The sequence below is a fragment of the Vibrio sp. 1249-1 genome (genome assembly GCF_033340495.1).
The window spans coordinates 280,524-302,630 of sequence record NZ_JAWOWJ010000003.1 but is presented as its reverse complement, the minus strand read 5'-3'; the positions used below and the strand labels follow the sequence as shown (position 1 = coordinate 302,630).

General features: G+C 45.6%; 20 protein-coding genes and 1 riboswitch. Of the genes, 12 read left to right on the top strand and 8 right to left on the bottom strand.

What is annotated here, in order from left to right:
• Positions 1-41: 41 nt before the first annotated feature.
• Positions 42-494, top strand: a complete 453-nt coding sequence (locus R7Z50_RS08065) for a thioesterase family protein (RefSeq protein ID WP_318149001.1) — start codon at positions 42-44, stop codon at positions 492-494.
• A gap of 421 nt (positions 495-915) precedes the next feature.
• Here R7Z50_RS08065 and R7Z50_RS08060 read toward each other — a convergent pair whose 3' ends face one another.
• A complete protein-coding gene (locus R7Z50_RS08060) occupies positions 916-1,134 on the bottom strand; it encodes a VF530 family DNA-binding protein (protein WP_025768615.1) in 219 nt (72 codons plus the stop codon).
• A 132-nt stretch (positions 1,135-1,266) separates the two neighbouring features.
• Here R7Z50_RS08060 and R7Z50_RS08055 point away from each other — a divergent pair, with 132 nt between their 5' ends.
• A complete protein-coding gene (locus R7Z50_RS08055) occupies positions 1,267-2,190 on the top strand; it encodes a LysR family transcriptional regulator (RefSeq protein WP_017447210.1) in 924 nt (307 codons plus the stop codon).
• Here the strand turns inward: R7Z50_RS08055 and R7Z50_RS08050 are convergent.
• Complete coding sequence (locus R7Z50_RS08050) at positions 2,187-2,477, bottom strand: putative quinol monooxygenase (RefSeq protein WP_021822050.1); 291 nt, start codon at positions 2,475-2,477, stop codon at positions 2,187-2,189. The genes R7Z50_RS08055 and R7Z50_RS08050 overlap by 4 nt on opposite strands.
• Positions 2,478-2,546: 69 nt before the next feature.
• Positions 2,547-3,200 carry an oxygen-insensitive NAD(P)H-dependent nitroreductase NfsB gene (locus tag R7Z50_RS08045; RefSeq protein WP_005480118.1) on the bottom strand — a complete coding sequence of 218 codons (654 nt, stop codon included), beginning with the start codon at positions 3,198-3,200 and terminating at the stop codon, positions 2,547-2,549.
• Positions 3,201-3,367: 167 nt separating this feature from the next.
• Here R7Z50_RS08045 and R7Z50_RS08040 point away from each other — a divergent pair, with 167 nt between their 5' ends.
• Both R7Z50_RS08040 and R7Z50_RS08035 read left to right on the top strand, forming a co-directional pair.
• Positions 3,368-4,825 carry a helix-turn-helix transcriptional regulator gene (locus R7Z50_RS08040; RefSeq protein ID WP_318149000.1) on the top strand — a complete coding sequence of 486 codons (1,458 nt, stop codon included), beginning with the start codon at positions 3,368-3,370 and terminating at the stop codon, positions 4,823-4,825.
• Between the two features lie 129 nt (positions 4,826-4,954).
• Complete coding sequence (locus R7Z50_RS08035; RefSeq protein ID WP_318148999.1) at positions 4,955-7,612, top strand: alpha-amylase family glycosyl hydrolase; 2,658 nt, start codon at positions 4,955-4,957, stop codon at positions 7,610-7,612.
• 84 nt (positions 7,613-7,696) lie between these two features.
• On the opposite strand, the gene R7Z50_RS08030 is transcribed toward R7Z50_RS08035, so the two are convergent.
• Entirely contained in the window at positions 7,697-8,854 is a 1,158-nt protein-coding gene (locus R7Z50_RS08030) for a D-alanyl-D-alanine carboxypeptidase family protein (RefSeq protein ID WP_318148998.1), read from the bottom strand.
• 210 nt (positions 8,855-9,064) lie between these two features.
• Here R7Z50_RS08030 and R7Z50_RS08025 point away from each other — a divergent pair, with 210 nt between their 5' ends.
• Both R7Z50_RS08025 and R7Z50_RS08020 read left to right on the top strand, forming a co-directional pair.
• Positions 9,065-10,360, top strand: a complete 1,296-nt coding sequence (locus tag R7Z50_RS08025) for an alpha/beta fold hydrolase (RefSeq protein ID WP_318148997.1) — start codon at positions 9,065-9,067, stop codon at positions 10,358-10,360.
• A 455-nt stretch (positions 10,361-10,815) separates the two neighbouring features.
• The gene (locus R7Z50_RS08020) at positions 10,816-11,796 is read left to right on the top strand and encodes a rhodanese-related sulfurtransferase (RefSeq protein ID WP_005374899.1); all 981 of its coding nucleotides are present in this window, start codon (positions 10,816-10,818) and stop codon (positions 11,794-11,796) included.
• A 68-nt stretch (positions 11,797-11,864) separates the two neighbouring features.
• Here R7Z50_RS08020 and R7Z50_RS08015 read toward each other — a convergent pair whose 3' ends face one another.
• Positions 11,865-12,170, bottom strand: a complete 306-nt coding sequence (locus R7Z50_RS08015; RefSeq protein WP_005374898.1) for a DUF6482 family protein — start codon at positions 12,168-12,170, stop codon at positions 11,865-11,867.
• A 108-nt stretch (positions 12,171-12,278) separates the two neighbouring features.
• On the opposite strand from R7Z50_RS08015, the gene R7Z50_RS08010 reads away from it, so the two are divergent.
• The 3 genes from R7Z50_RS08010 to gbpA all read left to right on the top strand — a co-directional run bounded on the left by R7Z50_RS08010 (position 12,279) and on the right by gbpA (position 16,271).
• Complete coding sequence (locus R7Z50_RS08010; RefSeq protein ID WP_005374897.1) at positions 12,279-13,760, top strand: cryptochrome/deoxyribodipyrimidine photo-lyase family protein; 1,482 nt, start codon at positions 12,279-12,281, stop codon at positions 13,758-13,760.
• Positions 13,761-13,840: 80 nt separating this feature from the next.
• Complete coding sequence (locus R7Z50_RS08005) at positions 13,841-14,341, top strand: fasciclin domain-containing protein (RefSeq protein ID WP_005374896.1); 501 nt, start codon at positions 13,841-13,843, stop codon at positions 14,339-14,341.
• Between the two features lie 267 nt (positions 14,342-14,608).
• A riboswitch (cyclic di-GMP riboswitch) is annotated at positions 14,609-14,709 on the top strand.
• A 98-nt stretch (positions 14,710-14,807) separates the two neighbouring features.
• Complete coding sequence (gene gbpA, locus R7Z50_RS08000; RefSeq protein ID WP_170889950.1) at positions 14,808-16,271, top strand: N-acetylglucosamine-binding protein GbpA; 1,464 nt, start codon at positions 14,808-14,810, stop codon at positions 16,269-16,271.
• Between the two features lie 53 nt (positions 16,272-16,324).
• Here gbpA and R7Z50_RS07995 read toward each other — a convergent pair whose 3' ends face one another.
• Together R7Z50_RS07995 and R7Z50_RS07990 are read right to left on the bottom strand one after the other, a co-directional pair.
• The gene (locus R7Z50_RS07995) at positions 16,325-17,197 is read right to left on the bottom strand and encodes a patatin family protein (protein WP_258479937.1); all 873 of its coding nucleotides are present in this window, start codon (positions 17,195-17,197) and stop codon (positions 16,325-16,327) included.
• Between the two features lie 190 nt (positions 17,198-17,387).
• Positions 17,388-18,029, bottom strand: coding sequence for a MarC family protein (locus R7Z50_RS07990; RefSeq protein WP_213871287.1), 642 nt, complete (start codon positions 18,027-18,029; stop codon positions 17,388-17,390).
• Between the two features lie 194 nt (positions 18,030-18,223).
• On the opposite strand from R7Z50_RS07990, the gene nfsA reads away from it, so the two are divergent.
• On the top strand, positions 18,224-18,946 hold the full coding sequence (nfsA, locus tag R7Z50_RS07985; protein ID WP_005384597.1) for an oxygen-insensitive NADPH nitroreductase: 723 nt from the start codon (positions 18,224-18,226) through the stop codon (positions 18,944-18,946).
• A 69-nt stretch (positions 18,947-19,015) separates the two neighbouring features.
• Here nfsA and R7Z50_RS07980 read toward each other — a convergent pair whose 3' ends face one another.
• Entirely contained in the window at positions 19,016-19,909 is an 894-nt protein-coding gene (locus tag R7Z50_RS07980; protein ID WP_031780904.1) for a hypothetical protein, read from the bottom strand.
• A 458-nt stretch (positions 19,910-20,367) separates the two neighbouring features.
• Between R7Z50_RS07980 and R7Z50_RS07975 the strand changes: the two genes are divergently transcribed.
• Entirely contained in the window at positions 20,368-21,486 is a 1,119-nt protein-coding gene (locus tag R7Z50_RS07975; protein WP_031778875.1) for a polysaccharide export protein, read from the top strand.
• Between the two features lie 129 nt (positions 21,487-21,615).
• Positions 21,616-22,056, top strand: coding sequence for a phosphotyrosine protein phosphatase (locus tag R7Z50_RS07970; protein WP_017820138.1), 441 nt, complete (start codon positions 21,616-21,618; stop codon positions 22,054-22,056).
• Positions 22,057-22,107: the final 51 nt, after the last annotated feature.

The following is a 22,107-nucleotide window of genomic DNA, read 5'->3' as shown; positions in this document are numbered from 1 at the left end:
TCGCAATTTGTGGCAAAGCAGATGAAAAAGGAGCAATAAAAATGGACACACTGTTAAAGGACTTTCCCGTTATCACAGAGATAAAAGTCGCATGGGGTGAAATGGATGCTCTGCAACACGTTAATAACGTGGTCTATTTTCGCTACTTCGAGACCGCACGTTTAGATTACTTCAACAAAATTAACCTGCTGGTCGACCTGCAGACCTCGCAAATTGGACCAGTACTGAGCGAGACTCAATGCCGCTACAGATTGCCTGTTACTTACCCAGACACGCTATTAGTCGGTTCTCGCGTAATCGACATGCAAGAAGATCGCATCACGATGGAGTACCAAGTGCTGAGTAAGAAGTGGGGTAAAATTGCGACCATCGCGACCGCCACTGGTGTGATGTTTGATTTTAAGAACAACGTTAAAGCTGCGATTCCAGATCACGTTCGCCAGTCGATTTTAGACTTGGAAGGAACCGTGGGTAGTACGCATCATTTGGAGTAGCAAGAAACGAGAGATTAAAGGCGAGGTTCCCGACAGCGCTCCTTCATCGCTATCGGGAATGATGCTGAGATACCATTCCAACTTACGCAATAAGAAAACTAGAGTCATTCTAATGAGCCTAAGTGAATCATTCGAAACCTCGCTAAACGTAACAGCAGAGCGACTCTTTCAGCCTACGCGATAAGAAAAGCTACGTCATTCTAGCGAGCCATAGCGAGACTAAGAATCTACTTACCGCTGCTGTAGGCCCATAGAGCTATGAATAGACTCAATACAAGCCTGAGGGTAGATTCTGAATCACGCTTTAAACGTAACAGCAGAGCGACTCTTCTAGCCTACGCGATAAGAAAAGCTACGTCATTCTAGCGAGCCATAGCGAGACTAAGAATCTACTTGCCGCTTGCTGCAGACTATAGAGCGGTTAGCAGAATGTCTCGATGTACAGCGCTTCGACTTTGTCTCTTGCCCATTGCGTTTTACGCAAAAACTTCAGAGAAGATTTGATCGACGGATCTTTCTTAAAACAGTTCACTCGAATGCGCTCATACAGGCCATTCCAACCAAAGTGCTCAACTAGTCGGGTGACGATTTTTTCTAAACTCAACCCGTGAAGTGGGTTATTCGGCTGCTGTTGGCTCATGCTATTGATCCGGTAAAGTGAAGTTGCGCGCTAATCTAACTCAAACTCGCCGTGCAACCTAATGTTTTAACCTTGAATTGCCCTACGACTCTCCCCTATAGTAGCCCAAACTTCATAAAAGCCCTTTTCACGATGAAAGCCCTCAACGACCTCAATATTTTTGTAGAAACAGCGCGCCAAGGCAGCTTTTCAAAAGCCGCTAACAGCATGGACATGACACCTGCCGCCATTAGCGCATCGATTAAGCGTCTTGAAGGGCAAATCGGTTTCCCGCTGTTTGTGCGTTCCACGCGAAGCCTGCGTTTAACCTCAGATGGCGAACTGTTTTTAGACAAAACCACGCAAGCATTGGCTACATTGCAAGAGGGGTTGGATCAGATCTCAAGTGCGCGTGGTGAGTTATCTGGTCAACTGCACATTACTGCGCCCTCCGATTTTGGTCGCAATATGTTGCTCGATTGGGTGGATGAGTTCATCGATCTCTACCCAAATGTTTCCATCAAACTAGAGCTGTCCGATAGCTTGACGGATATGTACACCAAGCCTGTCGATATTGCGATTCGCTACGGCGAGCCGGCCGACTCTAATCTGGTCGTGTTGGCATTGTGTGGGGCAAACGAGCGGATCTTATGTGCATCGCCAGAGTACGTAGCCACACATCCAGAACTCACCTCTCCTGCCGATTTAACGCAACACAACTGCTTGTGCTACATGGTCGCGGATTCGGTCTACAACAAATGGACGCTCACGCGTGACGGCGAGAAAGAACAAGTCGTGGTCAGCGGTAACTTGATGAGCAACGATAGTGACTTGCCACATCGGTTAGCGATCAAAGGCAAAGGCATTGCGAATAAATCGTTGATGGACATCAGCCGAGACTTAATCGAGGGAAGATTGGTGCGAGTGTTACCAGAGTGGGATTGCGGCCCAGTGCCGCTCTACATGGTGTGCGCCGATCGTCGGTTACTAACGCCAACGATTCGGACTTTCCGCGACTTTATCCAACAAAAATGCTGCCAGCAACGCGCCAACGTGCTGGCAACATTCTGTCATTAGGCGATAAATCGTAGAGGACGAATCTGGGTATACTCAACCCAATCGTTCTCTTCCAATGTTTCAAGAAACGTCGCCATGTGCGGGCTTTGCAAATGCTTATCCAAGGCCTCTTGCGATGCCCAAATTTCTTGGAACATAAATAGGCCTTCAACTTTTTCGTCGAGATACAACTCGTATTGGCAACAGCCTTCTTCTTTGCGAGTTGGCTCTAGTAAACCAGCAAGCAAATTCACCACCTGATCCTTACTGTCTGGATAGGCTTTCACTTCTGCGACTAAGTGGATCATCGTTTTATCACTCTTTTGCGATTTATATATTGATTACAAGGTTCTACGTCACCTGCAAGTAAGCTCGAATTAGATCTCGGTGAATACGGTTTCTGCGTCCCAGCGAGACTTTGGCGTTTTCGCGTTGAAGTCATCTTCCGCGTGGTAGCCAAGCGGCACGATTACAACGCTGGTGTAACCTTTTTCACGCAAGCCAAATTCTTCATCCAGCACTTTTGGATCAAACCCTTCAATTGGCACTGCATCGATTTCTAACGTCGAAGCACCCAACAGCAACGTACCCACGTTAAGGTAAACTTGTTTCTCCATCCAATGGTTCGCATCTTTCAGATCAAAACGGTGCATGTTCACAAAGTAGCTACGACCACCGCGCACAGCCGCTTTCGCTTCTTCGGTTGGGAATCGGCCATCTTTTTCTTCTTGCGCCATTAGCGCTTCAATGTAGTCGTTATCAATGCCTGTTTTCGCACAAAACACCAATACGTGAGAAGCGTTGAGAATCTTCGCCGCGTTAAACGCGTAGTTCTCTTGCGCCGCTTTAGCGATGCGCTGTTTGCCTTCTTCTGTGCTTGCCAGAATGAAATGCCAAGGTTGAGAATTCACACTCGATGGACTAAAACGAATCAGCTCTTTAACTGCGTCGATTTTTTCTTGAGGTAGCTTGCGCGTTGGGTCAAACACTTTCGTTGAGTAACGAGATTTTGCAGCTTGTACGATATCCATGAGGTTCTCCAATTAATGAACTCAAGCTGTGTAACAGCATAACCTCATGAGATAAAGGGAAAAACCGATTTCGATTAAAAACATTTTCAAAATAAATTTGAAAATAAAACGATAAGAAAGGCTTTGAGCGTTCTCACTGAACTTCTTCATCTTTTCGGCAATAATGCATGTTTGCTCGCAACCAAACTCAACTCATGCTGCCTCAAGATAACGTTATTACATCCTTTCTGTGCAAAAAGCTCGGTCACAATCATCTGAGAATTGCCGGCGAATATTGGCACATTGAGAAGTTGGTTGCCTTGCAATGCATGATGTTGAAAGAAGCGCCTAACCTCCAGGAAGGGCTGCTTTGGTGGAGTAAAAGTGTCTCATTATTCGACCGCCGTTTGTACGTCACATTTCAACATGGTGATGCCCAAATCCATCTGCAAGTAGAATGCAGAACAGCCGATATGCCAAATTGGGCGGAGTCGGTGTTTGGCTTGCTCAAAATGCAGTTGGAGACGCTTGAGCTAAGTGAATCAATACAAGTTCAAGCCAGCAATCCACTCGCGGCCGATATTTTTCTAGGGGAAACGCGAGATTCTAAAACCAGTTCAAGCGTGTTTGAACTGGTGAAACATGTTTATTTGCTGCTTTCTCACCAACCAATTGAACAGCCAGAATTGCTGAGTGTTTTGAACGCCTTGTTCATCAAAAACAGTAATTACGCGCTCAAGTTAGAGCAAGCGGCAAGGCAACTGGGCGTCTCCAAACGCACCTTGCAACGTCGACTGCAAGAAAAACAAATGAGCTATTCGCAATGCGTCGACTTCGCCAAGAAAAAGCACGCATTAGCCCTACTTGCAGATACTCAATTCACAACGCAGCAAATCGCTTATCAGTTGGGTTATGAAGAACCTTCCAACTTCCACCGAACCTTTCGCCGTTGGTATCCGTTTTCGCCAATGCAATATCGCCAGCAATGCTTGGATAACCGCACTCATCTCAATACTCAACCAATCCGCCTATACTACGCCAAAGCCAATACTTTAGCCGATAACGATATTGACCAACCCGTCGGTAAAATCTGGATGGAAGTGGATAATATTGCGTTTGAAAAAGTGGTCTCAGTTGAGTGTCGAGACCGTGATGGTGCATGGCGTCGCTACCCCGCCTTCTTCGAGCGTTTCTTGAATAATGGCACCGAACTATGGGCGACGACAGAGCTTCCTGTCGCTCATCCACTGACGTTTAGACTGTGTTATGAAGTCGATGGTGAACGCTACATTGATAACAACCACCAGCGCGATTACGTGGTTTCTAAAGGGCTTTTAATTGGCGCAACGGAATACATTGTCCCGACAAGACAACTTATCCAACTCGGCACTCAGTACACCTTGTTTGTGGAACTCGCGTGTAGATTAAAAGACGTAGCGAAGATCGATTGCTACGTGAGTGACGCGCCAGCTCCGCACACAATGAGCCAAACTCAGAATGCAGAAGATTACACATGCTGGGCGCTACAACTTCCCCTCACCCAAGCGGCTAAACAGTGTCGATTCCGACTCTATGATCATTCTGGTAATGAGTTAGCCAAAGACCATTACCCGATACAATATCCTATTGTGAAACCTCTCAATTAAAACTGTCGGTCAGATCAAAATCGTCTCTTCGTGACATCATATCACGTCTTTTTTGGCGTGAAATGACACTCTCAATTTCAAACCTTTGCTTTATCGTTTCTGCATTGCTGCATAACGGAGGCAAAGACCGTGTTTGAAACTCTACCTAACTCAATGAATAAAATAAAAATACTTCCTTTATCGATCGCTCTAGCTCTTTCTGGCTGTGGAAGCGACGAAACCGCACCAGTCGATACAGGCAGCCACGTGGCATCTCCTGATTGGCAAGATCAAATCATTTACTTCCTGATGATCGACCGTTTTAACGACGGCGACAGCGCTCTTAATGATCAAGGGCAAAACGAATTCGATCCGACTTCGGATAAAAAGTTCAGCGGCGGCGACCTCGTTGGCGTGAGTGATAAGTTAAGCTACATCGAAACTCTCGGTGCCACATCGATCTGGATTACTCCGCCAGTGGCAAACCAATGGTGGGATGCAGAACAAAACTATGGTGGCTACCACGGTTACTGGGCGCGTGACTTCCAAAAAGTGGATGAGCACTTTGGTGACATGGAAAGCTACCAAGCGTTAGCGCGAGAAGTGCACGCTCGTAACATGTTCTTGATTCAAGACATCGTGACCAACCACGTAGGTAACTTCTTCACTTACGATGACCCATACAATTACGATCCTAGCCTACCTTGCCAAGGTTTCCGTTTGATTGAAAATGCGCTACCAGCAGGACAAGAACTGCCTTACCCGCTCAACAAGAATGAGTGTAAAGAAGATGGCACAGGCAGCTACCACTGGACGCCAAGCATCACCGACCACAACGATCCGGTACAAGAAAAAACCTGGCAGCTCTCTGATTTGGATGACCTTAATACATCCGATCCTGAAGTACGCGCTTATCTAAAAGAGAGCTACCGTAAATGGATTCGCGAAGTGGGCGTTGACGGTTTCCGTATCGATACTGTGAAGTTTGTTGAGCACGATTTCTGGAACGACTTCCTGCATGCCGACGATGGTGTGATGACTCAAGCGGTTGATACTGGTCGCGATAACTTCCTGACCTTTGGTGAAGTCTTCGAAACATCTACGCCTTACAACACAGAAGGCGAAGAGAAGATGCTGACTTACATCGGCGAAAGCGGCTCACCGGAACAGTTAACCTCGGTGCTGAACTTCCCATTGCAAGCTACCATGACGCGCGTGTTTGCAGCAGGACAACCGACCGATTACTTACGCTTCCGTCTTGAGAAAATGATGGAGATGTTCCCGAACCCATACATCATGCCGAACTTCATTGATAACCACGATATGCCGCGTTTTCTATCACAAGGCAGTGTCAACGATATGAAGCAAGCGCTGATTACCATGATGGCGGTACCGGGCATCCCTGTGATTTACCAAGGTACTGAACAGGCGATGTCAGCAGCGCGCGATGCGATGTTTGCTGGGGGCTACCGTGAAGACGGCGACTACGTAGACTCATTCGACCAAAACAGCGAGATGTACTTGTTCATCCAAGAGCTTGCTAAGTTGCGTACCGAGAACAAAGTCATGACACGCGGCGAAATGAAAGTGATTGGCAGCGATAAAGCTGGCGCCGGTGTGTTCGCCTTTACCCGGACGTTGGATAACGACGAAGTCTTGGTGGTAATGAACACATCGAATTCCCCGATGTTGATGAACCAACTCGATGTAGAGCAAGCGGGCGGCACCGTCTTCCAACAACAAATCATGTCGAATTGGGCAGACGCTCCAGAGCAATTAATCGCCGATGAAAACGGTCACGTCACCCTTGAGCTACCAGCCAAATCTGCTGTGATTTACTCGAAAACTAACGACACCCAATCGGTAGATACCCCAGACCTCAACATCCAACTGGCACAGGATTGGGAAGGGCAAACCATCACTGATGACATCGTGATTACTGGTACTGCTAACGCAAACGAGAAATTAAACCTTGTCGTCGACGGTAATCTAGAAACAGCACAAGCCGTTAGCGTAGGTGCTGACGGTCAATTTAGCGTGACTTTATCTACCCGTCACTTTGCGATTGGCGAACAGCAACACCGCTTCGCGATTTACTCCAATGAGAAAAAAGCAGGCATTGAAGATGTGAACTTTGTGTCGGACTTAAGCTGGTCGAACACGCCAGACGACACTATTGATGACGCAGGCGATGCACAAGATGGCATGGGCGGTCCTAATGGCAACTACTCGCTACCAACGGATCCAACATTCGACAAAGACAACAGCCAACTCGCAATCAACAAAGCTGAGGTATTTACCGTCGGCAGTAACGTGCGCTTGACCTTCACCATGGACAAGATCACCGATACTTGGTTGCCGCCAAACGGCTTTGACCACGTTGGTTTCACCATCTTCATTGATTTACCGGAAGAAGCAGCAACCAACCTAACGGAACTACCAAAGATCAACGCTTCTATGCCAAGCGGAACATGGAGTCGCAATGCTGTAGTCTTCGGCTGGCAAAGCTCGATTTACAACACCCAAGGCGCAAACGCGACAACATGGGGAGAAGCGGTCACGCCAGCACCAACAGTGACAGTAGACAAAGCCAATAACACTATTTCGATGGACTTTGCGAGTGACGCGCTGGGCCGCCCAGATTCGCTCGATGGTATCCGCTTCTATGTCACGACTTGGGACTTAGACGGCCTTTCGGCAACTTACCGTCCGCTAGAACAAGACAAAGGCCCTTGGAACTTCTCCGGTGGCGCATCGGATGAAAGTAAGATTTGGGACGATTTACCAATCATCACCTTGTCGGAATAAACCGTTAAATAAAACACCGCCCAGCGTTTAGCTGGGCGGCCATCAACAAAAAAATGCAGAAAGACACTTCTGCTCGTTTTTATTCTAGTTAAAGAACGATTTCACCCACAGCACCAGACTGTCCCAAAGCTGAGCGAACCACGAGCCCTCTTCTAACGCTTGGCTGCTGACCAAGGGATAACTCGCCACGGTACTGTCATCGCTTTTCCAAACGACCTTACCAATCTCATCTCCTTGCGCGATCGGCGCAATCAACGGTTCATTTAACACCACACTCTTATCAAGCCCAGCCGTCATTGAACGAGGCAGAGTGAGATAGGCATCTTTAGCAAAGATCGCCTCAACTTGATTAGCATTTCCCTTCCAAACGCGAACTTTAGACTCAACTTCCCCCTGTTTAGCAACTTGCTTGGTGTCATAAAAGCGAAAACCATAGCTGAGTAGATTCTTCGATTGGCTGATCCGAGCCTGTTTACTTGGCGTACCCATCACCACCGAGATAAGGCGCATTCTTCCTTCTTTGGCCGAGCTCACCAAGCTGTATCCGGCATTGCTGGTGTAGCCGGTTTTTCCCCCGTCGACATCAATGGAATTGTCCCACAACAACTTATTGCGGTTGTACTGCGTAATGTCGTTCCACTTGAAGACTTTCTCACTGTATAGCGCGTACACATCAGGAACATCGCTGATGATCGACTGCATGAGTCTTGCCATATCGGTTGGTGAGGTTTGGATGCCATCACTATCAAGACCATGGGAGTTCACAAAATAGGTGTCTTGCAGTCCTAATTTCTCCGCCCAACCATTCATCAAGGCAACAAAGCCGCGTTCACTGCCTGCAACATGCTCAGCCAGTGCAACGCACGCGTCATTTCCTGATTGGATGATCACGCCGCGCATTAAGTTCGCAACACTAATTTCATCTTTCGGTTTGATGAACATTTTAGAAGAACCGGGAAACTTGGCCGACCACGCGTTTTCGCTCACGGTGACAACATCATCCCATTTCAAACGCCCCGCTTTGATTTCTTGTCCAACTACATAAGCGGTCATCAACTTGGTTAAACTCGCCGGAGCAAGGCCTGCTCGCCCGTTATACTCGGCAATAATGGCACCGGATTGAAAGTCCATTAATACGTAGCCTTTTGCCTGTAACTGAGGTGGGTTGGGCGTAACAACGGCAAAAGTAGGTACGCTTATTAAACAAGTCACAATTGTCCATCGAGCCAGTGACACTTTCATCCGACTTCCTCCATGCTCTTACTTTGTCGCAACTCTATTGAGCATAGCTCACTCAACCAGTTGCACCAGTCGCTAATCGTTTCATTTTCTTGAACTTACATTGATTTGACCAAGGTATAGAACTGAAGAGGCAATTGGGAAATAGCGTTGGTTCTTCGCGCCATTCGCAGTAAAGTAGCGCTACCCCTCAATAAGGAAATAAAGATAACAATGAACGCTCAATCATTTATCGACGCAGGATTGCATTACACTCCCCACAGTTTTACCGTTCCTCTGGATTACCAAAACGCGAGCAAAGGCACCATTGAAGTCTTCGCCCGTGCGGTTTGCCTAGTTGGCGAGGAAGAATCGACCAAACCTTGGTTGGTTTACTTTCAGGGCGGACCTGGCTTTCCCTCTCCGCGTCAAAACGGCAATAACGGCTGGGTAAAACGCGCGCTGCAAGAGTACCGAGTTTTGCTTCTCGACCAGCGCGGTACGGGCAACAGCAGCGTAATTAATCACCAGACGCTTGCTCACCTCACGCCAGAGCAACAAGCAGACTACTTGAGCCACTTCCGAGCGGATAACATCGTGCGCGACGCGGAATACATTCGTGAGCAATTTGGCGTCGAAAAATGGGCGATCTTAGGTCAAAGCTTTGGTGGGTTTTGCTCCCTCACCTATTTGTCTTTGTTCCCAGACAGCTTGCTACAAAGCTACATCACAGGTGGCGTGCCATCAGTCTCACGTCATGCCGACGATCTGTATGAAGCCACTTTCAAACGCACCATGGAGAAAAACCAAGCGTTCTTCCAACAATTTCCCAATGCGCAACAACTTTGCCAAAACATTGCGAATCACTTGCTGGAAAATGAAGAGTACCTACCAAATGGTCAACGCTTCACAGTGGAGCAATTTCAACAAATCGGCATCAACTTTGGTGTGAGTGATACTTTCTTACCAACTTACTATTGGCTAGAAAGCGCGTTGATTGAAGTGAACGGCAAACCACAACTTCGTTATGAGTTCTTAAACGATATGTTGGCGCAGCAAAACTTCCAAACCAACCCGATCTACGCCATTTTGCATGAATCGATTTACTGCCAAAGCTTCGCGTCGAATTGGAGTGCGCACCGCGTTCGCCAAACCCGATCAGAGTTTAATTATGAATCTGGCAAGCCATTTTACTTTACGGGGGAAATGGTCTTCCCATGGATGTTCGACCAATACGTTAACCTCAAACCACTAAAAGACGCCGCAGAAATATTGGCAGCGAAAAAAGATTGGACTGCGCTGTACGATCAAACACAACTGGCTCAGAACAAAGTGCCTGTCAGTTGCGCCGTTTACGCCGATGATATGTTTGTTGAAATGGATATCAGCCGAGAGACGCTCGCGTTAATACCAAACTCAAAAGCGTGGATCACCAATGAGTACGAGCACAACGGCTTACGTGCCGACGGTGAACGCATTCTCGACAGGCTCATTGCCATGGGTAAACAGACCGCAGCTGCGTTGAAATAAGCAGGACAGACGTTAGAAATACGCCTTTTTAGTATTTGATGAAAAGGCGTTTATAGCGGTTTATGAACAATGGCGATCAGTCATTCACTCTTTGTCCCTAAACCTTTATCCCTCACCACCTCATGTATAAAACTGCGACATGTCCTTTCCTTGTCAATGACTCCGGTGATTACTTGGTGCTTCTTGCGCCTAACTTTTTTGAAGGGCCCAAAACAGCATAAATTTAAACCAAAAGTATCGGCTCCAACCTACCTAACCCACTATAATTAATGCTTATAATTTGAACACATAGCGGCTTCACCTGCGGACATGCTCCCCCTATCAAAGACCGCCAGGCCCCGCCTACTCATAATATCCGTATAATTTGTCCGTATTTCCGACTAGTTTAGTCAGGTATACTTCGTGCCGCTAAAATTTTAAGGTCGTTGACCACCTGTATTTTTAAAGGAAACCTCATGAGTCAGTATGTAGTTTGTGCGCTGTACAAGTTTGTTGAGCTGAATAACTATCAAGAGCTACGCGAGCCATTACTTGCGTTGATGGAAAAACACCATATTCGCGGAACATTACTACTGGCAAGTGAAGGTATCAACGGTACTGTTGCATCTGATCGTGCAGGTATTGATACGCTACTGGAGTGGCTAAACAACGAACCTCGTTTGACTGGCACCGTATACAAAGAGTCGTATTCTGAGACCCAGCCATTCAATCGCACCAAAGTGAAACTGAAAAAAGAGATCGTAACATTAGGTGTTGAAGGTATAGACCCTCGCCACGTAGTGGGTACTTACGTGAAACCTCAAGAGTGGAACGATCTTATTGCTGATCCTGAAGTGTTTGTTGTCGATACACGTAATGATTACGAAATCGAGATCGGGACATTCAAAGGCGCTGTAAACCCAAATACTGAAACCTTTCGTGAATTCCCAGACTATGTAAAAGAAAACATGGACCCGGCAAAACACAAGAAAGTTGCGATGTTCTGTACCGGTGGTATCCGCTGCGAAAAATCAACGGCTTACATGAAAGAACAGGGCTTTGATGAGGTCTACCACCTAGAAGGCGGCATTCTTAAATATCTTGAAGAAGTTCCTCAAGAAGAGAGCATGTGGGAAGGCGATTGTTACGTATTTGACGGTCGTGTTGCAGTGAACCACCAGCTAGAAAAAGCAGATTACGATTTATGTAACGCTTGTCGTCTACCGATCACTGAAGAAGACAAACAGTCAGAATTGTTCGAGCAAGGCGTGAGCTGTCCAAAATGTCACGGCACACACTCAGAAGAACAAATTGCTCGATTCCGCGAGCGTGAAAAACAAGTTGTTCTTGCAGAGCAGCGAGGCGAGCAGCATGTTGGTGGTGAAAGTGCCAAGCAAAGAGAAGCCCGACGTGCCGCTAAGTACGCGCAAAAAGAAGCGCAGCGTAAACAAGACTAAGCCCAACTCTCCTTATATTTAGCGAGCTGCCGTAAGGTGGCTCGCTTTTACTACGCACCAATACTCTTTCAATACAATTTTGTATCCCTCACCAATACCTCTAGTTGATTGTCTCTTTTGCCTTCGGGTAGCCCCACCATTTCATCATAAGCACTTTGATGCACTAGAACCTGCTTATTTGCTTTGATATTCCTGCACTTCTTTTGCATCTCGATCAGGGAATGAGCCCTCAAAAAGATACCGTTGTCATCAGTGATAAATTGCGCTTCTCCATCAATCACGACAGATGCCTGGTACAATGCGAGATCAAGCGAATGAATGACCAATTTGTCTACATAGAAGTATTTTTGTAACTTACTCAATGGTATTGCCATGTGTCACCTCCCTGAAAGTTACCTCTACGTTTTGTAGAATAAAACCGATCATTGGATGAGATTTCTTCGGTTTACTTGCGTACAACATCGGAAACAAAGAGGATTCCGATGCAAACAATCAATGTCGTGTGGTTAAAGCGAGATTTAAGGCTGACTGACCATCAACCACTAACTCAAGCATTATCAACAAAGCACCCAACTGTGCTTTTGTATATTGTTGAACCATTGCTATTGAACAACCCACACTATTCTGAGCGCCACTGGCGATTTGTTTGGCAATCACTGCAAGACATGGATGAAACGCTCAAAGCGTATGGGCATCGAATCACGGTGCTGTTTGACGATGCCTTAGCATGTTTCCAATCAATTCAAGCGCAATATCAAATCAACGCTGTTTTTTCTCACCGAGAAATAGGACTCAACTGCACCTTTGAACGAGACCGACAAGTTGCCGCTTGGCTGTATGAGCAGAACATCGACTGGTTTGAATTCGAACACGGTGCTGTAATCAGAGGTGCAATAAACCGGCAAGGTTGGGACAAACATTGGGACTCTGTCATGAGAGCCTCAATAAGCCCTATTGAGCTCCAAACCGACTTATTGCATTCATTGGATGCAGAAGCTCTCGGCTGTTCGTTTTCGCCACCATCATCCTGGCTATCAAAATGCAAAGGAATGCAAACGGGAGGAAGCCGGCTCGCTTGGAAAACACTAGAGGACTTTTTCCATCGTCGAGGTCGTGATTACTATCGAAGCATTTCTAGTCCCACAGCCTCACGCACAGCCTGTACTCGACTTTCTCCATATCTCGCTTGGGGTAACATATCCTTGCGTGAAGTTTATCAATACCTTTTGAAACACTGGCAAGTCGCTGGGTTTCGTCGCAGCTTAATTGCATTGTCTTCACGGCTTCATTGGCACTGTCACTTCATCCAAAAATTCGAATCGGAATACGACATGGAGTTTTACTGCGTTAATCGGGCTTACGAACCATTGATTAAACAAAGTAGTACTTTCGATGAAGAAAAGTTAGCAGCATGGAAATCCGGGCATACTGGCGTACCTTTGATTGATGCCTGCATGCGCTGTTTGCACCACACTGGTTACATTAACTTTCGCATGCGTGCCATGCTGGTTAGCTTTCTTACTCACCACATGAACATGGATTGGCGAGTAGGTGTAACGCATTTAGCGCAACTGTTTCTCGACTTTGAGCCTGGAATTCATTACCCACAATTCCAAATGCAAGCAGGAGTAACCGGGACTAACACAATCCGTATTTATAATCCGATCAAGCAGGCCCAAGAACATGATCCTAACGGTACGTTCATCTACAAGTGGGTACCTGAGTTACAAATGGTTCCTCCCCCTCTTTTATTCGAGCCCTGGACAATGACCCAGATGGAAGCTGTCATGTATCAATTGCAGCCAGATAGCCGTTACCTTGCACCTATTATCGCACCAGACAAAGCAGCTAAGGCAGCAAGAGAGCGCTTATGGACGTGGCGGAAACGAGCTGATGTGAAACAAGAAGGCAGACGAATTCTTGCGCGACATGTTAGACCCTCAAAAGAAAGTAGGACGCGATGATCATCTTTCAATCACGATGCGTACAAATGCAAACACACTCCAGGGAACCCGTTGTACCCTCAACTAGTAAGGAACACATTATGTTCAAACGTATCTTAGTTATCGCGGCGACACTGATGGCGACATTATCTTTTATGCTTCCCGTTCAGGCTCATGAGCATGGCATGATGAAAGCCGATATTGTCGACGTTGCCGCTGAAAATGGCTCTTTCAATACGCTTGTTGCTGCGGTGAAAGCAGCGGGCCTGGTTGACACTCTCAAAGGGGAAGGCCCATTTACTGTTTTTGCACCAACGGATGACGCTTTTGCAAAACTGCCAGACGGCACAGTCGACATGCTCTTAATGCCGGAAAACAAAGACAAGTTAGTATCTGTTTTGACTTATCACGTCGTCCCAGGGAAAGTGATGGCTGCCGATGTTGTTAAGCTAGACAAAGCGACTACGGTTCAGGGGCAAGATGTGATGATTAAAACCATGGGCGATAAAGTCATGGTTAACGATGCAAATGTCATCGCAACCGATGTGAAAGCTAAAAACGGTGTCATTCACGTGATTGATACTGTCATTATGCCGAAATAACACCATCCAGAGGGCGGTACACTCCGCCCTTTAGACAGAACTTCTTCCACCCTTAGCACGATTCCTCTCCACTTATCCCCACCCCCACTCATTCACCATGACTATAAAAAGGATAAAAACAAAATTAAAATCAATACCTTGCAATACGACACTGCACAATATTGACGAGGTTAAGATATCGTTATCTTTCAATTTGAGAACAGGATTCCATGTCAGTGACGTTTACTTTTCCACATGTAAATTCTTAAGCTAAATTTTGGCTGCTCAATCACATTTCGGCAAACCATTCGAAAGGGTGGGACGCAAAGCTTCCGGTCTGTCAGCATTTAAAAATCTAAAAGAATGCTCATGATAGCGGGGTTACCATGACGCAGTGTTACAGAAGTCCAATTTCTGTAGCGTTGCTTTATGCTCAGCATGCGCCGGGGTGTGACACTAGTTTGTCAGCCATAACAGAGGACATGTGATGAAATCATTTCCAACCAAATCCGTACTCGCGTTAGCACTTGCAAGCATTAGCTCAGGTGCTGCGGCTCACGGTTATGTATCAGAAACCAATGGTGGTGTCGCTGCAAGTCGCTCGGCACTATGTAAGTATCCAACGCCAGATACTAACGAAAAAAATAATAACTGCGGTGCGATTCAATATGAACCGCAAAGCGTTGAAGGCCCTGATGGCTTTCCCGAAACAGGGCCTCGCGATGGTAAAATAGCGAGTGCCGAAACCGCTTTAGCAGCTGCCCTTGATGAGCAAACTGCCGACCGTTGGGTAAAACGCACTATTCAAGCAGGTACACAAACTTTTGAATGGACATTTACCGCTAACCACGTGACGCGCGACTGGAAATATTACATCACCAAGCCTGATTGGAACCCAAACGCTTCACTATCACGAGACTCTTTTGATCTAACTCCTTTCTGTGTCGTCGACGGCAATATGGTTCAACCCCCGAAACAGGTAAGCCATCAATGTAATGTGCCTACTCGCGAGGGATACCATGTCATCCTGGCAGTATGGGATGTTGGCGACACTGCAGCCTCATTTTATAACGTGATCGATGTGAAATTTGATGGTGACAGTCCCGTTATTCCAGATTGGAAGCAAGGCGGTCAAATTATTCCTACAATGGATTTAAATATTGGGGATTCGGTTTATACGCGCGTATTTGATCAAGCAGGTGAAAACATAGCGTATAGAACTGAACTAGAAATTACCGATGCAGCAATGGGCCAAGCGAAAAACTGGTCTTACGCACTCGCGACTAAGCTAAACCAAGAACAAGCAAAACTGCAAGCCGGGCAGTATGCAGAGGATAAATTCACTCCTGTTTATGGTACTAATCCGGTGTATCTGCAAGCAAATAGCGGCCTTGAGCGAGTAGAGATCGGCTATAACATTGAAACTCCTGTTCCAGAATACTCACTCACAGTAGATGGCTTAGCAGACGAATATATCATTGAGTCAACACCGACAACGTTGGATCTGACACTAACTGCTGAAGGCGATTTAAATGCAGAACTCACCGTTTACAATCACCATCGCGAACCACTTGCAAGTTGGGCAAACGAAATGAAAGACGGCTCGGTAGAGGCGATATCGCTCGCTTTAAGTAAATCGGAGCCGGGTCACCATATGCTCGTAACACGTATTAAGGATAAAGATGGCAACTTGGTGGATCAGCAAACGCTCGACTTTCACTTAAAAGAAGAGTCAGTTACTCCACCACCATCTGGTGAGTACGATTTTGTCTTCCCTGAAGGACTATCTAGCTACACTGCGGGCACAAAAGTGCTTGCCAGCGACGGGGGCATTTATCAATGTAAACCTTTCCCATACTCTGGTTACTGTATGCAGTGGAAAGAAAGCGCAAACCATTACGAGCCTGGAATAGGTTCACACTGGGAGATGGCTTGGGATAAAGTCAACTAAATCACCCTTTGAACGTTAAGTAAAAAGAGCCTCACTATGAGGCTCTTTTATAATCAAACGCAAAAATGACAATTTTCCCGGTTTAAACCATAAACACCAGATAAACTAGAGAGATGCGCTCGCCCCTCAATCACCCCCATTTCATACCCTTCTAGTAAAACGGATTGTCGCATTGATAAGCGCTGAACATGAAAATTATCTGGTGGGGCAATTACCCTAACATGTGTTCCTGGTGGAGGGTTACGAATAAACTCCAATGATTGATTATAGTTATCTGCACGCCTTAACATCGCATCCGCCATTTTGGGGTGCTCCGCAAAAAGTTTCTTCATCAGCCATGTGGTCTTAACTGGCTTTTTGGCATAATTCAGTGGGTGAGAGAGTACTACGGTTATGTCGCGAGCCCCTCGACGATAAGCCTCACGCACTGGGATAGAATCAGCGACCCCACCATCGGTATAACAACCGCCAGAAAAACAAGGGGTATGCTTGTAGGCAATCGGTAATGCTGTTGTCGCTTCAATCGCATGGTGAAAATTATCACGTGTCACGCGATAGTAATCTGCCTGCCCTGTATCTACATTTGTTGTCGCTGCGAGAAAAGGAACGCCATTAAACAGTTTATTTTCATCGACGGGATACAAGCGATTAGATTCTTCAAACAACCACTTCACATCGATGAGGTCCCCACCTTTAACGAAGCGAGTCGGGTCAAAAAAGCGTTTGCTTGTGGCCAGCTTAGTAATGACGTTAATACTGCGATGCGGGTAGTCGGTCAAATACCCAATCAAATTTGATGCACCAGCAGATACACCGATTGCAAAATCAAACGGTTTATAACTCTGCTCTAAAAACGCATCTAACACTCCGCTTGCGAAGACGCCTCGCATCGCGCCACCTTCTACTACAATTGCTTTTGTTGCCATATTTCCCCCATTCTCCTTGCCAAAAGAGTAATGAAATTCGTGCAATCACAACAATTGAATATTCTTATTATTGAAATAGGTGAAGTCTATTTATTTCTCTCTTAGAAAATGAAAACTAAAGTTCAAAAAATCCGTACCCGTTAGAAATGTAATTGCGGGCTTAACCAAGGTGGCAAGGTCTAAGAGAAATCTAGGAGAAAACCGTTTTATAGGCTTCGCCCGCGCCATCAATGAACATTTGAGTACCAATAACCGCTAGAATTAAGCCCATCATTTTAGTCACAACATTTAGAGCACTTGGTCCAACCGCTTTGACCAATTTGTCTCCAAACAAAAACAGTACATAGGTGATCACACAAAGGACAGCGAAAGAAACGATAGTAATAATGGTTTGATCGAAACCACCCGCTGTCGCAAAGTTCATCGCGGTAGCAATCGTTCCAGGCCCAGCTAATATTGGCATCGCCAGTGGAGACACTGCAATACTCAATGCCGCCCGTTGCTGAGCTGGTGAATACGCCTTCTCTTTGGTTTTCTGATGCGTCGAATCACCTTGAAGCATGTTAAAACCTATCAAAAACACCAAAATGCCGCCTGTTATTCGCAATGCATAAAGCGTGATACCAAACAAATCAAAAATTAACTTACCGGCAATAGAAAATATCGCGATGATAATAAATGCAATAAAAACCGAGCGGAACGCAATGGAACGGATGGTTTCTTTATCTTCATCAGCAGTTAAACTCAAAAAGATGGGAATATTGGCGATAGGGTTCATGATGGCAAAGAAGCCCATAAACACCGTAACTGTATGAACAATGAGTTCTTTCATATTTTCCACTGCATTTAAATTATTGATTCTAAAAACAGTATATACGCTCTCAAACAGAACGAGTGGTGTATTCTCGATTCGTCTTCACACTTATGCACCAAGCATTGTTTTTCTTTTGAGATAGTTTACCGACTCATCAAATGTCGCTAAGGTGAGTCTTCAGCCTTTAACGTAACAGGGGATGTTAAGTCACCATGAACAGCACGATTCAAACAATTCTCAATCACCGCTCAATTCGAAAATTCACCTCACAACCGATTGAGAGTGAACAATTAGATGCCATTCTTCAAGCCGGCCTTGCGGCATCCTCATCAAGCATGTTGCAAGTCGTTTCAATTATCCGCGTGACCGACAAAGAAAAACGCACGCTATTAGCTCAATATGCCGGAAATCAAGGGTACGTTGAAAGCGCGGCTGAGTTTTTGGTGTTTTGTATTGATTACCAGCGCCATGCCAGTATCAACCCAGATGTTCAAGCTGACTTTACCGAGTTAACGCTAATAGGCGCTGTAGACTCGGGCATCATGGCACAAAATTGCTTGCTTGCGGCGGAGTCGATGGGACTAGGAGGTGTGTATATTGGTGGTTTACGAAACAATGCCCAAAAAGTAGACGAATTATTAGGTTTACCTAAAAATACCGCCATTTTATTTGGTATGTGTCTTGGTCATCCAGATCAAGCCCCTGAAGTAAAACCTCGCCTACCTAAGCATGTCGTGGTGCATGAAAATCAGTATCAAGACCTAAACTTGGATGATATTCAGACGTATGACCAAACTATGCAAAACTACTATGCAAACCGTTCGAGCAATCAAAAACAGAGTACTTGGTCACAAGAAGTCACCAGTAAACTGGCTGGCGAATCACGTCCGCACATCCTGCCTTACTTAAACAGAAAAGGGCTCACTAAAAGGTGATGACCACAATACGATAGGATCAAAAAAGGCCTCTGAAGAGGCCTTTAGAATCTGTCAGCAAAAGCTTGCTTAGTTACCGCCTGTCGCGCCAGTGCCTGGACCCGGTGGATCTTCAGGTTCAATTGGCTCACCGACTTCCGCATCTGGAATTTGTGGTACGTCAGGTTCGATATCTTCTAATGGAATGTCGTTATCGATAGCCTCTTGTACATCAGCAACAACTTTCTGAGTATCTTCAGCTGGAATCGTTACGTAGATAACGTCACCTGAATCATTCTCAGGATAATTTGGGTTCGCCGCGATTACATCTTCTGTGATTGCTTTTGCAGCAACAGCTACAGCTTCAGGCGAAGCTGTTGGGTTCGCTTTGATGATATCTGATACAACGTTTGCTGTTGCAACTAGCTGAGTAGCAAGTGCGCTGTTACCACCCTCACTGCCAAGTCCTGCTACTACAGATTCTGTATCACGAAGGATTTCGTCAACTGTTTTACCACTTGCATTGATATCGATACCCAAATTCTCGAATACTTTTTCAGCGATATCAGAAGAGTATACTTCACCATCTTTTAAAGAGTTAGCAACCAAAGTCGTAAATGGAGAGCCTGTTACCAATGAATCCGCCTGGGCTAGGCCTTGAGGGATTTTGTAGTCAGATGTAATAGGTTTGCCATTTGACGCGTCTTTACTATCTTCTGTGTGCGTTAATACGAAAGCACAATCACCTGGCGCATTTACAACGTTGATATTTTCAAAACGCGCTTTACCAACCATACCTTCATAGTTTGTTGTATTTTCAATCGCGTCGTATGTCTCACCACCACATACTGCTTGAACTTTCATGCCGATAACAGCTGGGTCATAAGCCTGAACTGAGTATCTTTTTACCTCAGGGTCGCTGTCACTACCACAACCTGCTAGTAGGACTGCTGCCACACTTGCCGTTAAAAGTTTGATTTTCAAAATTAGCTCCAATATTTGTTGTTATATCCGACCGCAACAGGAAGCATAACGGCAGTTGCATATAGTGTAAATAGGATGCATACAACTTTGGCATGAGTTTTTTCACATTCTTGCCTGTTTGCTTGTGCAAAATCATGCATTCATCTCAATAACGTTAAATAGACACAATTTTGTCATGTATTCGTCAGTATTTTTTCAAGTAACTTGTTGCCTTTATTGCAACCAGATGGATAATAGTTGACTATTTTTTGTGGGTCGGATTTTCACACCTTCATTAATGAAACTAAGAGCTCTAAGTCGCTAGCAGCCATTTGGAGTGTTTATTACACAAATAATTCTGAATGGACTCGCTTTCTAAAGGCTTAAAACTGCAGTAAATCATCAATATTGATGAAATGCAGTTCAATTAGAATGAATCAATTTCAGTCGGCAAACTTTCTTTCGGTAGTTATAAACCAATGAACACATTTAATAAATTTTTGGGGATATCAGTACTTCCTATCCTTCTTACAGGGTGTACTTTGCCTGGTAGCCACCTTTCGGTCAGTGACAAAACAGTCATGAGCACTGAATCGAGTGATATAGAGTCTCAGGTTACCGTTTATCCCTTAACTTTGGAGCGCGTAACGTCTTTAAATTCAGTGGGCCCTTTTTCAAAACCAAACCCAGAGTTAGATATTGAAATCGCAAAATATGAATACGAAGTAGGACCTGGCGATATCCTAAATATCACTATTTGGGATCACCCAGAGCTAACGATCCCAGCGGGCTCATACCGAAGCTCAGCCGAAGCGGGTAACTGGGTGCATTCGGATGGCACGATCTTCTACCCTTACATAGGTGTCGTACATGTTGAAGGCAAAAACGTACGTCAGATTCGTGCAGACATTGCAAGCCGCCTTGCAAAATACATTGAGAGCCCACAGGTCGATGTAAGCGTTGCGGCATTTCGCTCTAAAAAGACTTATGTAACTGGCGAAGTTAACAAGCCAGGACAACAACCAATTACAAACATCCCCCTTACACTTCTAGATGCTGTGAATAGAGCTGGCGGACTGGCTGCCGAGGCTGATTGGCGTAATGCGACACTGACACGCAATGGCGTTGTTGAAAACGTCTCTTTGTATGCTCTGATGCAACAAGGCGATTTAACTCAAAACCGCCTTCTAAAGCCTGGCGATATTGTTCATATTCCTCGAAACGATGCGCAAAAAGTATTTGTTATGGGCGAGGTTAACGATCCGAAATTACTCAAAATTGATCGTAGCGGCATGAGCCTTACTGAGGCTCTTAGCAGCGTTGGTGGTATCAGTGAAATCTCCGCAGATGCTACCGGTGTGTTTGTCATCAGACGTTCAAAAGAAGAAGCTAAAATGGCGGACATTTATCAGCTAGATGTTTCTGACGCTTCTGCTTTGGTGATTGGTACTGAGTTTGATCTCAACCCTTACGACATAGTCTATGTGACGGCTGCACCTGTTAGTCGTTGGAATCGTGTGATTGCTCAGCTCGTTCCAACCATTTCCGGCTTTAATGAACTAACCGAAGGTGTACTACGAGTACGCACTTGGCCGTAAAACAACGTGCCGCAAGAAAATTATCTCTTGCGGCACGTAATCGATAGCTACTCAGCTCAATTGCGCAATATAAAGAAGCCAGCAATTCAGTTGAGATCATAAGCATACAACTTAAAGTAGGGTAAGCATTTGTTTTCTAATATTCTTGTCGTCTGTGTCGGTAATATTTGCCGCTCTCCAACAGGAGAGCGGCTTTTGCAGTCTTTACTACCAAACAAACATGTCGCATCAGCAGGAATCGCAGTAGATAAGAGCCATCTAACGGGAAAAGCTGCTGACGAGATGGCAACCACTATCGCGAACGAACATGGCGTAAGCTTAGATGGACACGAAGCACGACAATTAACACCTGAGCTTTGCGCTCAATACGATCTGATATTGGTTATGGAAAAAGGTCATTTAGAAGCCTTAACCAAAATCGCTCCTGAGGCACGAGGTAAAACGATGCTGTTTGGACAGTGGATAAATGAACAAAACATCCCTGATCCATACAGACAAAGTAGAGAAGCTTTCGAACATGCATATACGCTTATAGAAAAAGCAGCAAAAGCGTGGTCTCAAAAACTATAAGCCGCAAGGCTAAATAAACGCCAATGGCAAGGTATTTAAGAAGTTAAAGTA